Genomic DNA, 11,712 nt, shown 5'->3' with positions numbered 1-11,712 from the left:
TCTAGCGAAGGAGCGACAAGTGTGAGCCGGAGCAGTAAGACCGACAGTAATCTTCTGGCGGGCTTATTGCGTGAGGCCATCACCAAGCGACAAAGCGGTGTTAGAAAAAATCTATTTGTTAAGTGCCGACTATATAGTCATTTTTTACTTCTTTTTAAATCTCGCATGAATATTATTTTGTTTATAAGTACCCGCTTCACTAAATTCGATTACTTCCATTGACAATGCTAAATAGCGTTTGGACATTACTTGCGAGAAATGTTCTTTCATGACTTCAAATAGCGCATCACAAACTTCTTTTATTATTTCTTCTGAGCGTCCAGCCCCTATTTTTAACTTGGCATGGACAAAAGCGTCATCCTTAACACCATCTGCCACCCGATACTCCTTTAATTCAATCGCTCTTGAGCGGATTCCCCCTATCGGAAAAATCGTATCTCGTGCAATCAAGACTTTATGAATCTCTTCAAATAGCTTTGCAATATTCGCTTCATCTTTAATATTGTCCGTGTACTCTACAATAAAATGTGGCAAGCAGATTCTTCTCCTCCTTTTACTATCGATTGATAAAGTTAATCTTCAATCAGAGGGGGTTTTCTTCATCCCCAACTGATTGTTTAAAGAACTTAGGCTAAGTGCGCCACGTCCTGTGGCAAAGCCTAAGTAACCAACAGGGAGGAATGAACTGCAATTCCTCCTCGTTGACCTTAACCATTCGGGCTTTTACGGGAAGTTGATCCCCCACTTATTCTTCTTATGTCCTTGAAGACTTGAAGTGGGGGTCTTACTGCCCGTTAATGCGGGATAAAAGATTCATCTCCGATAATGGTATTTACTAACCGTCCGATTCCCTCAACTTCCGTGACGACAACATCTCCGACGGCAGTATTGACAGAACCTTTAGGGGTTCCTGTAAGAATGACGTCATTTTCACTCAATGTCATGAAACTACTTAAGTATTCAATAAGTGTGGGAATATCGAAGATCATATCCGCTGTAGTTCCTTCTTGAACGAGTTTGTTATTGACATGCGTCGTCAATTTTAAATTCATTGGGTCCGCAACATCTGCCGCCTCAACAATCCACGGCCCGAATGGTGTCCCAGTATCACGATTCTTCACGCGCAAGTTGGGACGGTAATAATTTTCCAAATAATCTCTAATCGCATAATCATTAGCGACACTATAGCCTTTAACATAGTTATAGGCGTCTTCTTTTTTGACGTTTCGAGCTGTATCACCGATGATGACGGCCAATTCACACTCATAGTGCATATAAGTAACGTCTGAGGGACGACGAGTATATGCTTGGTGCCCGATAAATGTATTCGGTCCTTTTAAAAAGACAAGTGGTTCAGATGGAGCGGCAAATGCAAGTTCTGCTGCATGATCCGCATAGTTAAGGCCTAACGCAAATACCGTACGTGGCTCTATCGGCGTAAGCCAAGTTACTTTGCTCTCTTCTACTAGTCGACCATCATTTAATTTGAGTTGCCCTTCCCATTCAATTGCTTCATGGATGGCACCCCCATATGCTATTCGTGCTTTTTTCATATCGTCCCCCTCCATTTTGATTCTTTTTCGTCAACTATAAAATTTTCTAAACTGCCAATACCCGCTATTTCGATTCGAACTTTATCGCCTATCTTGGCTTGCGGTGCTTCTTCGGGGACCCCTACGAGTAGCACATCTCCTCGATTCAACGTCATGAACTCGGTTACATCGGCGAGTAACCGAGAGACCGAACGAATCAAATTTGATGTTGAATTTTCCTGCTGGAGTTTATCATTGATGAATACGCGGATAGTTAAATCATCTGGGGTATCCACTTCTTGACGGTCGATAATCCATGGCCCGATAGGACAAAACCCATCACGTGCTTTGTGCCGGACAGCTGGACGGTATACGCTATCATGTGGCACGCTGACATCATTGATAATCGTATAGCCCGCCACATAAGCCAGCGCATTTTCTTCATCCACAGCAACGGCTTGCTTTCCTATGACCAATCCGAGTGCCGCACCCATTTCCAGCCTTGAAAGCCCAGCTGGCATAGGGATTTCTGCACCGTAACGGTTGAAAGTATTTGCCGGTTTAATATAAAGAACTGGGGCAATTGGTGGTGCACTATATGGTTTGTCATTTACAGCATCACCAAGTCTTTTAAGTGCCCCTTTATAGTTCAGCAGTGTACCAAAAACCGTTCCTGTTATCGGGATGTCGAGTTGTATTTCATTAGCACTTACCACGCAGTCCTCTATCGTGATTGTACTCGTAACTATATTCACATCCACTGAAACTAATTCATTTGCCCCAAACACTTTAATCCTTGCTCTACTCATCCATTCCACTCCTTTGCAACAAACAAAGAAAACAAATTACTATACTGATAACAATGCTTTATCGCTCGTTAACTTTTCACCGCGAATGCGTTGGAATTCATCCATCAGTTTAGGAATGGTTAATTTCCTCTTCTCATCTGCCTCTATTTCCAAAATGATTTGCCCTTTATCCATCATAATAAGCCTGTTCCCTAGGTCGAGTGCTTGCTGCATATTATGAGTGATCATCAGCGTTGTGAGCTGATCTTTTTCAACAAGTTGCTTTGTTAATTTTGTAATTAATTCGGCTCGTGCTGGATCTAGTGCAGCAGTGTGTTCATCAAGTAGCAAAATAGATGGTTGTGTAAAGGTAGCCATCAACAGTGAAAGTGCTTGCCTCTCCCCACCAGAAAGCATTCCTACTTTTGCATTCAATCGGTTTTCAAGGTTTAAATGAAGGGCTTCAAGAGATACGCGGAATAATTCACGCCGTTTCTTATCAACAGCCTTTTTTAATACACGTTTTTTGTTTCGTGAATAGGCCATTGCGAGGTTTTCCTCAATCGTCATTGTAGGAGCTGTCCCCGCCATTGGATCTTGAAATACCCTTCCAATCATTTGTGAGCGCTTGTATTCAGGCATTTTTGTCACATCATTAGAAGCAATTTCAATAACACCAAAATCAGGAGAAAGAGCACCTGAAATCATATTTAACATCGTCGATTTACCGGCACCGTTGCTTCCAATCACAGTCATAAAATCTCCTGGATTTAATGTTAGATTAATTTGATCCAAAGCTACTTTTTCATCAGGTGTTGCTTCATTAAATAATTTATTAATCTGACTGAGCTTTAGCAACGGGATTTCCCTCCCTCATCAGCAACTGTTCATGCTCTACTAGCCTCTCAGCATGGCGTTTAGCTTTCCTGCTTTTTTCTCGCTTTTTTTCAAAGAACTGCGGTAATATCAACGCACCAATTACAATAACTGCTGTAATTAATTTCATATCACCCGTATCGAGAAAGTCCACTCTAAGTGCAAGTCCAAGTACAATTCTATAAATAATGGCTCCTGCAATTACAGCAAACGTCGTTCGCATAATCGTTTTCGTACCGAAAATTGCTTCACCAATAATAACGGAAGCTAGCCCGATGATAATCATTCCGATTCCCATTCCGATGTCAGCAAACTTTGAATACTGAGCAATCAATGCTCCCGAAAAGGCAACGAGTGCATTTGAAAAGCCAAGACCTACAATAACGAGTGTGTCTGTATTGGCTGATAAACTACGAATCATTTTCTTATTATCACCAGTAGCCCTTATCGCAAGCCCGACTTCGGTTTTCAAAAACCAATCGACGACAAATTTGATTAGCAAAACGATAATAATCATGATGAACAATGTACCCCAGGTTGAAGGCAAGTGTTGGAATCCTAGCATGCTAAAAAAATTACTAATCGCTGTGTCGATACCTAAAGGGCTCCAAAATGTTTTGAACTGAACAAACAAAGTTTCGGCATTTAGCAATGGGATATTCGGACGACCAATCGAATTCTCAGATGTCAGTCCCATTATGCGTAAATTTATGGAATACAAGGCAATCATCATTAATATTCCAGATAGAAGTGCATTGATTTTCCCTTTTGTGTGCAGAAGGCCGGTTACACATCCTGCAAGAAAACCGATAACAATGGCTACTACTGTAGCCGCCACCGGGTGATATCCGAAGATAATCATCGTGGCGGCAACTCCAGCTCCTGTAACAAAACTTCCGTCAACCGTTAAATCTGGAAAATCCAAAACTCGGAATGAAATATACACGCCAAGTGCCATAATTGCATAGATGATTCCTTGCTCTACAGAGCCAAATACAGCTGAAAACATGTAGAATCACCCTCCTATCTATTCACTAAATTCAGCTTTCCATTCGTCTTTAATGTCGAGTCCTAGAGTAGATGCGGTGTCTTTATTCATAATCAATTTCAACTTTTGTGGAATTTGAACTGGTAAGTCAGCTGGTTTACTTTCACCTTTTAAGATTTTCACAGCCATTTGTCCTGCTTCATAACCGATGTCAAAGTATTCAAATCCATATGCTGCTAAGCCGCCTCGTTTTACAGAGTCGAATTCGCCAACCATCATCGGAATTTTATTGTCATTGGCGACTGAAATTACAGATTCAAGCGCCGAAACAACCGTGTTATCTGTGATGATGTACATAGAATCTACTTTGCCAAGCAAGGATTCAGTCGCTTGTTTCACATCTGCGGATGTAGCAACAGACGCTTCGACAACAGTCATATCCATATCTTTCAGCATTTCTTTAACTGCATCTACTTGAGCACGAGAGTTTTGCTCTCCAGAGTTAAACACCATTCCAACATTTTTTGCTCCCAATTCTTCTTTAAGGAACTTCATTGTATTGGTAATTGCATCAGGATGCGCATCAATTGTTCCTGTAACGTTGCCTCCAGGGCTTTCCATTGAGTCAACGAGTTCCGCCCCAACCGCATCTGTTACCGATGTGAAAATGATTGGAATTTCCGTTGTAGCGCTAGCAGCTGCCTGAGCACTAGGAGTTGAGTTCGCGAATATTAGATCGACATCTGCGCTGACAAGATTTGTCGCTATCGTTGTGTTTACACTGTTATCGCCTTGAGCAATTTGAACATCATATTCCACATCAATCCCTGCATCTTCTAAAGCCTTTTTAAAGCCGTCATAAGCTGCATTGAGGGAGGGATGTTCAACAATTTGACTGACACCTATTTTATATTTCTTCGAAGAAGTTTTCTTATCCTTAACTTCCCCGCTATTCCCACATGCTGCAAGTAGTAATACTGCGCTGAAAATAATAGCCAACATTTTTTTCGAACCGTTCTTCATTACAATGCCCCCTTTTTATGCTAGTATATTTACTATTTATTTGAATCCTAGGAATCAGTGTGGGATGCGTTTGGTTTGCCTAGTTGAATTGATGAACTAAGCGCCAAAACGGGTTGAATGAGATTTTTATTTCCTTTACTCCTTTTTAGATGCGTTAGATCGTCAACATGTCTTTTCTTTTTATCGGCGCAGCATGAATCGCTTGTCCGATTAGCCCCTCAACCGCTTCAAGTAGTCCTTCATTGAACCCTGGATGTGCATAGTGCGGGAATTTAATATCTTCTTCTTTCGCAGCCATTTCAAGCAACTGCACAAACGAACCTGACATTTCAACGGCCCCTTCACCAATCATGTGAATGCCTTGAATGATTTCAGTTGTTGCATCAGAAATAACTTTAATAAACCCATCCTTTTTACCAGTAATTGTTGCATAGCCATTGCCACCAAGTGCAAATTGACTGACACGAATAGCCAATCCAAAATCGCGCGCACTTTGTTCTGTAAGCCCTACAGAAACGATTGGTGGAATTGTATGTGCCACAACCGGCATAAATGTCAGATTGACTTCAGTTTGTTCTCCTGCAATTGATGCTACGGCAGCTTTTCCTTGTTTAATTGCTTTCACAGCCGATAGGGGACCTTCTGTTACATCACCAATTGCATATATAGAAGGTATCGATGATTGCATATTTCCATCTACTTTTATGAAACCCTCGGCTGTTTGTACAATTCCGAAGCGGCTTATGCCGAGAGCCTCCAAATTGGGTCTCCTAGTTCCAGAAACGAATAGATATGATCCCCTAATTGTCTCTTCTACGTTTTTATCCGTTTGAAATGTTAGCGTAATTCCGTCTTCCGTTTCATGTGTTGATATGAGTTCAAGTTCTTTATAGACTTTCATTTTTCGCTTTTTAAATAAACGATTTAATTCCTTATTAATAGATTCGTCAAATGGAAAACCTGCTTGATCGTCAATTACAATACTTACTTGCGCTCCTAATGCTGTAAAACTTGAAGCTGCTTCGAGTGCAATGGTATCTTGACCTCTAACAATAAGATGCTTAGGTATCTCTTCCAGTTTAAATAGTTCATGAGGCAATAAAATCCTTTCCCCTTTTTCTTGAATTGTTGGTGGCATAGTTGGGGAACTTCCTGTTGCGATAATGACTTGCTCAAATTCAAAAATGTCGAATTGATGGCCATTTTCTACACCGATTTTGTCTACTGCGAGGAAAGTAACTTTGCCACGGATTATTTCAATTTTGTTTTCATTACATAGACTCTCTACGCCAGACCTGAGCTGTTTGATAACTTTGTCTTTATAGGTAACCAGCTTTTTAATATCAACTAGCTTTTCCATATTCCCAATTCCAAGTTCTTGCAAATGGGCTATATCTGAGCGCATAGCTGCTGCATGTGTAAATATTTTAGATGGGATACATCCTTCATTCAAACAAACACCACCCAATTCTGCCTGTTCAATTAGCGTCACTGAGAGACCAAGCTGTGCACCACGTATAGCAGCAGAGTAGCCGCCCGGTCCCCCTCCTATGATAATGAGATTTCTTTCCTGACTGATTTCTCCAACAACCATTTTAAATCATCTCCATCATCAGCTTGTGAGGCTGTTCAATTAGGCTTGCAAAACGATTCGTGAATGCAATGGCTGTCGCACCATCAGCGACACGATGGTCAAACGCCATTGACAGTGTCATGATATGACCGATAACAATTTCATCATGCTCATTGACAATCGGTTGTTTTTTCGTTTTGTGGAAAGCAATAAGAGCTGTTTCAGGGTAGTTGATAATTGGTGTGGCACCCATACCACCCAGAGGCCCAACGTTACTCACCGTAAATGTGCTGTTTTTCGTTTCAAACGGTTGCAATTTGCCCGCGATTGCTTTTGCTGTCAAACTTCTGACATTTGCATTAATCTCTTTGATGGATTGTTTATCAACATCATGTAAAACAGGAACAATTAGACCGCTATCGGTATTTGTTGCGATACCGATATGATAGTTTTTCTTGAGTAGTATCCGGCTATTTTCTTCATCAAGTTCAGCATTGAATATCGGGAAATCCTTCAACGAAATAACGAGTGCCTTTATAAGAAATGCTGATACACTAACTGATTCACCATCAGCTTTCAATTGCTCTCTCATTTTAAATAAGTTCGTCATATTGACCTCGTCAAAATGAGTAACATGCGGAATTGTAAAGAGTGATTTCGTCATTTTTTCTGCGATTTTTCTTCGGATTCCTCTAAAAGGAATTTCATCAGGAATCCCATGACCGACCTCTGCATGCTTACTATCCTTCTTTCGTTCCGTGTCGGTTTGTTGTCCTTTTAAGAATCGTAAAACATCTTCTTCGCTTATTCTTCCAGAGGGATCACTAGCATGGACATCTTCAATATTTATGTTGTTATCCCGAGCAATCTTGCGTGTGTATGGTGCAGCTAGTATTCGATTAAAAGGCATATGAGGGGATTTCTCTTCTAGTTTAATTGTCGGGATTGCTTGCTCCTCAGCAATTGACTTCGTTTCTACGTATGATTTTTGTACAGCTCGAACAGCTTCATCAATTTCAATATAAAGTAGACTTGTTCCGACCTGAACGGTTTCCCCTGCTTCAATACGTATTTCTTTCACGATACCTGAGCAGGGTGAAGTAAGTTCAGCGACCATTTTGTCTGTTTGTACCTCAACAAGCGGTTGATCTGTCATAACCGAATCCCCAACTTTGACTAAATAATGGAGCACTTCCCCTTCGGTCATTCCTTCCCCGACATCATGTAACTTTACTTCGAGCATTCCATTTCCTCCTTAAAAATGAAGCACTTTTTCTATTCCTTCAACGACACGTGCCGTAGTTGGAAGATAATGTTCTTCTAATGTAAAGAATGGAACCGGTACGTCGAATCCCGTCACGCGTTCAATTGGAGCTCGTAGATAAAGGAAAGCGGTATCGTTTATAATCGAAACAATATCATTGCCGAGCCCTCCGGTATTATGCGCCTCATGAATGATGACCGCTCTCGTTGTCTTCTGCACAGATTGAGTAATGATGTCCCGATCGATTGGATACAATGTTCGCAGATCGATAATTTCGCAACTAATCCCCTTTTTCCCGGCCATTTCGGCTGCTTTTTCTGCGATTGAAATCATAGCTCCCCAAGCAATAAGTGTGACATCCGAACCTTCACGCACGATCTTCCCTTTACCAATTTCCACAGTATACTTTCCAACAGGTACTTCTTCTCTCTTCGAACGGTAGTTTTTCATAGGCTCCAAAACTAGAACAGGGTCAGGATCTTCCATCGCCGCAATCAATAACCCTTTAGCATCGTATGGATTAGACGGACAGACTACCTTGATGCCAGGCATATGTGTGAATAAAATTTCTGTACTATCAGAATGTATTTCGGGCGCACGAATTCCTGCCCCGTATGGTGCTCGAATGACTATAGGCACAGTAAAACGAGACATCGACCGCATTCTAATCCTTGAAACATGTGTCATAATCTGTTCGTACGCAGGATAGATAAAACCAAGGAATTGGATTTCTGCAACCGGTCGAAAACCGTTTACTGCAAGACCTATTGATGTGCCAATAATTCCTGCCTCTGAAAGCGGAGTATCGACTACCCGGTCATCCCCAAACTGCTCCTGAAGTCCTTCTGTCGCACGGAACACTCCACCGTTTTTACCGATATCTTCACCGAGTATGATGGTTCGATCATCCTCGTCTAGCATCAAACGCATGCCATCATTAATCGCTTGGATTAGTGTCATTTGTTTTGTCGTTTCGTTTTTTGGATCCGACTCTTTCAGTTGTGTCATCAACTATTGCCTCCCTAAATGTGCAAGGTACGCTTCTTTTTGTTCAGCGAGTTGTGCTGGCATTTCAGCGTATACATGATCGAAAACGTCAGCTACATTCGGCGGCGGAAACTTTTCCATTTCTTCTACTGCTGCTTCAACTTCACTAGTCGTTTCTTCTTTAGTCGCTTGGATCCACTCATCATTCCAGTAGCCGTAATTCTTCATGAATAATTCTAATCGGATAAGAGGGTCAACAAAATTCTCTCCTTGTTTTTCAGGACGATATTTAGACGGATCATCAGCAGTCGTATGGGCCCCTTTTCGCCAAGTAACCGCTTCTATTAATGTCGGGCCATTTCCACACCGGGCATAGTCAAAGGCCTTTTTCGTTTCAAAATAAACTGCAAAACAATCATTACCATCAATTCGATACCCTGGCATACCATAGGCAACTGATTTTTGTGCGATTGTTGCAGAATTCATCTGTTTTTCAATCGGAACCGAAATCGCATACCCATTATTTTGATTGAAAAAGACGACTGGTACTTTGAATACGCTTGCAAAATTCAATCCTTCATGAAAATCCCCTTCCGAGGTAGCACCGTCGCCGAAATAGGCAATTGCAACATTTTGTGTTCCTCTTCTCTTTTCAGCCCATGCAGCTCCTGCGGCATGGGGGAGTTGAGTCGCAATTGGAACAGCTGGCGGGAATATATTTCTATCCGCTGGAGCTACACAACCTTCTACTCTCCCATTCCAATACAAAAATGTTCTGGCCATACTTTTCCCGAACGTTATCGTCGCACCATGATCACGATACGTCGGGAACACCCAGTCGTCGGCATTTAGTGCGAGTGCGCTACCAACTTGAGCAGCTTCCTGTCCTTCAAAAGGCGCATAAGTACCTAGACGTCCCTGTCGTTGCAAATTAATTGCTTTTCTATCAAATGTACGAACTCGTAACATGTGATAGTACAAATTTTTAACCAATTGCTCATCTATCTGCTTTTCAAAGCTTGTATCAACAAGAAAGCCTTTATTATCTACTATTCTTTTTATAGGATAGTTATGTTCCACTTAACTTGCCTCCAATCAGGAATGATTGCGAAACGACCGCTTTGGTTTAGCTGGTGCTGAGTAAAAGCTATTCCTTCTTCCTCGATCCGCTATTCTTTTCTCGCACATTGCATTAGCGGATTCCTCTGTTGTTTTTCCACTATTCGCAGCTTCCTCATAAACTTCCAAAATTGCATCGTATATATGTTTCGTTTTCACAAGTACCCGCTCATGGTTAATGCCGTACAATTCATCTGCTACTTGAATAAGCCCACCAGAATTGACGATATAATCCGGTGCATATAATATCCCTTTATCTCGTAATAATTTACCGTGTCTATCATCTAATAACTGATTATTAGCCGAACCTACAATCGCTCTTACTTTAAACTGAGGAATTGTAGCGTCGTTAATAATTCCACCAAATGCACACGGAACAAATATATCCGCTTCCTGCGAATAAATAGCTTCATTTGCAACAATTTGTACGTTACCAGTAGTTTTTGTTGCAACTTCTTCAATTGCCCGCAGACTCTCTTCATTAATATCCGTTACGAAAATGCGAGCTCCTGCTTCAAGCAATCCACTTGCAACTTTGAATCCAACTTTTCCAAGACCTTGAATCGCGTATATATGTTGGCCTAAATCGTCATTTCCATAGAGCATCTGATTGGTCGCTTTTATACCGTACAAAACACCTGCAGCTGTTGGAATTGATGAGTCTCCGCCACCCCCATATACCTCAGGGAGACCATTGACGAAATTGGTTTCTTTCATTGCGTGAACGAAATCATCCATCGTCGTTCCCATATCCGTTCCCGTATAAAAACGGCCGCCCAGTGAATTCACAAATTGACCGAACGCACGAAATAATTCCGGTGATTTATCTGTTTTCGGATCACCGATAATAACTGCTTTCCCACCCCCGAAATCGACATCGGCTGCCGCACATTTATAGGTCATTCCTTTTGAAAGGCGAAGAACATCTTCTAATGCTTCTTCCACACTGCTATAAGGTTGCATGCGACATCCGCCGAGCGCTGGTCCAAGCGTTGTGTCATGAATTGCAATAATCGCACGCAAACCTGTTGAAGAGTCATTACAAAAAACGACTTGCTCATGCTCACTCATTCGATCGAAGAGTTCAAATTCCTTTGTCATTGACGTTCTTTCAGCTAGCATTACTCGATTCTCCCCTTTAAGATTGGTCATGAAAACCTCTTTTTTCAGGATGAAGCTTCATTCAGCTTTTCCGCAATTTTTTCCTTTAACAATATAACTTGGATCACTTCACCTTTTCCGATAAGCCCTAGATGATTTTCTGCAGTGACTTTTGTCACAACCCTATTGTCACGAAACTCAATTAAATTGGCTGTCAAGGTAACTCTAGAGCCAAGTGGAGACGCAGCAAGATGCTTTAGTTGGACTGATGCACCCATTCCCTCTTCATGCTCTTCCAAAAATGGAAGAATAATTTTTCGAGAAACCCACTCCATATGATATGTCATTGCTACTGTTGAATAGACGGGATGTACAACTTTCCCCTCAAAAGAAGCAAACATATCCTCTGTCACAATTATTTCGATCGTCTCTTCTCTACCAATGTTTAGCCCACTCTTCAT

General features: G+C 41.5%; 12 protein-coding genes. All 12 read right to left on the bottom strand.

Translation table 11 applies throughout. The features are described 5' to 3' along the window. Window positions 1–144 precede the first annotated feature (144 nt). Entirely contained in the window at window positions 145–534 is a 390-nt protein-coding gene (locus MKZ26_RS00705; protein ID WP_340763833.1) for a 5-carboxymethyl-2-hydroxymuconate Delta-isomerase, read from the bottom strand. Window positions 535–794: 260 nt separating this feature from the next. Then, window positions 795–1,553, bottom strand: coding sequence for a fumarylacetoacetate hydrolase family protein (locus MKZ26_RS00700; RefSeq protein WP_340763831.1), 759 nt, complete (start codon window positions 1,551–1,553; stop codon window positions 795–797). Further along, complete coding sequence (locus tag MKZ26_RS00695) at window positions 1,550–2,341, bottom strand: fumarylacetoacetate hydrolase family protein (RefSeq protein ID WP_340763829.1); 792 nt, start codon at window positions 2,339–2,341, stop codon at window positions 1,550–1,552. The genes MKZ26_RS00700 and MKZ26_RS00695 overlap by 4 nt, the downstream gene beginning before the upstream one ends. Window positions 2,342–2,380: 39 nt before the next feature. Next, window positions 2,381–3,178: an ABC transporter ATP-binding protein gene (locus tag MKZ26_RS00690; protein WP_067210581.1), complete on the bottom strand. Its 798-nt coding sequence runs from the start codon at window positions 3,176–3,178 to the stop codon at window positions 2,381–2,383. Continuing rightward, window positions 3,156–4,205 carry an ABC transporter permease gene (locus MKZ26_RS00685; protein ID WP_340763826.1) on the bottom strand — a complete coding sequence of 350 codons (1,050 nt, stop codon included), beginning with the start codon at window positions 4,203–4,205 and terminating at the stop codon, window positions 3,156–3,158. Before MKZ26_RS00685 ends, MKZ26_RS00690 begins: the two co-directional genes overlap by 23 nt. Window positions 4,206–4,223: 18 nt before the next feature. Next, window positions 4,224–5,207: an ABC transporter substrate-binding protein gene (locus MKZ26_RS00680; protein WP_340763823.1), complete on the bottom strand. Its 984-nt coding sequence runs from the start codon at window positions 5,205–5,207 to the stop codon at window positions 4,224–4,226. A 154-nt stretch (window positions 5,208–5,361) separates the two neighbouring features. Then, window positions 5,362–6,801, bottom strand: a complete 1,440-nt coding sequence (locus MKZ26_RS00675) for a dihydrolipoyl dehydrogenase family protein (protein WP_340763821.1) — start codon at window positions 6,799–6,801, stop codon at window positions 5,362–5,364. 1 nt (window position 6,802) lies between these two features. Further along, entirely contained in the window at window positions 6,803–8,023 is a 1,221-nt protein-coding gene (locus tag MKZ26_RS00670) for a dihydrolipoamide acetyltransferase family protein (protein WP_340763819.1), read from the bottom strand. Window positions 8,024–8,035: 12 nt separating this feature from the next. Continuing rightward, complete coding sequence (locus MKZ26_RS00665) at window positions 8,036–9,052, bottom strand: alpha-ketoacid dehydrogenase subunit beta (protein WP_340763818.1); 1,017 nt, start codon at window positions 9,050–9,052, stop codon at window positions 8,036–8,038. A 3-nt stretch (window positions 9,053–9,055) separates the two neighbouring features. Beyond that, window positions 9,056–10,111: a pyruvate dehydrogenase (acetyl-transferring) E1 component subunit alpha gene (pdhA, locus tag MKZ26_RS00660; RefSeq protein WP_340763816.1), complete on the bottom strand. Its 1,056-nt coding sequence runs from the start codon at window positions 10,109–10,111 to the stop codon at window positions 9,056–9,058. A gap of 15 nt (window positions 10,112–10,126) precedes the next feature. Beyond that, a complete protein-coding gene (locus tag MKZ26_RS00655) occupies window positions 10,127–11,272 on the bottom strand; it encodes a Leu/Phe/Val dehydrogenase (RefSeq protein WP_187047916.1) in 1,146 nt (381 codons plus the stop codon). 44 nt (window positions 11,273–11,316) lie between these two features. Next, window positions 11,317–11,712, bottom strand: coding sequence for a thioesterase family protein (locus tag MKZ26_RS00650; protein WP_340763815.1), 396 nt, complete (start codon window positions 11,710–11,712; stop codon window positions 11,317–11,319).

This window comes from Sporosarcina sp. FSL K6-6792 (assembly GCF_038004885.1).
GTDB lineage: Bacteria > Bacillota > Bacilli > Bacillales_A > Planococcaceae > Sporosarcina > Sporosarcina psychrophila.
The sequence above is the reverse complement of the archived record's forward strand: the minus strand, read 5'-3'. Positions and strand labels throughout refer to the sequence as shown.

Coding starts and splice junctions, on each gene's coding strand:
- MKZ26_RS00700 (WP_340763831.1), bottom strand. CDS start 1,553: ATGAAAAAAGCACGAATAGCATATGGGGGTGCCATCCATGAAGCAATT.
- MKZ26_RS00695 (WP_340763829.1), bottom strand. CDS start 2,341: ATGAGTAGAGCAAGGATTAAAGTGTTTGGGGCAAATGAATTAGTTTCA.
- MKZ26_RS00685 (WP_340763826.1), bottom strand. CDS start 4,205: ATGTTTTCAGCTGTATTTGGCTCTGTAGAGCAAGGAATCATCTATGCA.
- MKZ26_RS00680 (WP_340763823.1), bottom strand. CDS start 5,207: ATGAAGAACGGTTCGAAAAAAATGTTGGCTATTATTTTCAGCGCAGTA.
- MKZ26_RS00675 (WP_340763821.1), bottom strand. CDS start 6,801: ATGGTTGTTGGAGAAATCAGTCAGGAAAGAAATCTCATTATCATAGGA.
- MKZ26_RS00670 (WP_340763819.1), bottom strand. CDS start 8,023: ATGCTCGAAGTAAAGTTACATGATGTCGGGGAAGGAATGACCGAAGGG.
- MKZ26_RS00665 (WP_340763818.1), bottom strand. CDS start 9,052: ATGACACAACTGAAAGAGTCGGATCCAAAAAACGAAACGACAAAACAA.
- MKZ26_RS00655 (WP_187047916.1), bottom strand. CDS start 11,272: ATGCTAGCTGAAAGAACGTCAATGACAAAGGAATTTGAACTCTTCGAT.
- MKZ26_RS00650 (WP_340763815.1), bottom strand. CDS start 11,712: ATGAAGAGTGGGCTAAACATTGGTAGAGAAGAGACGATCGAAATAATT.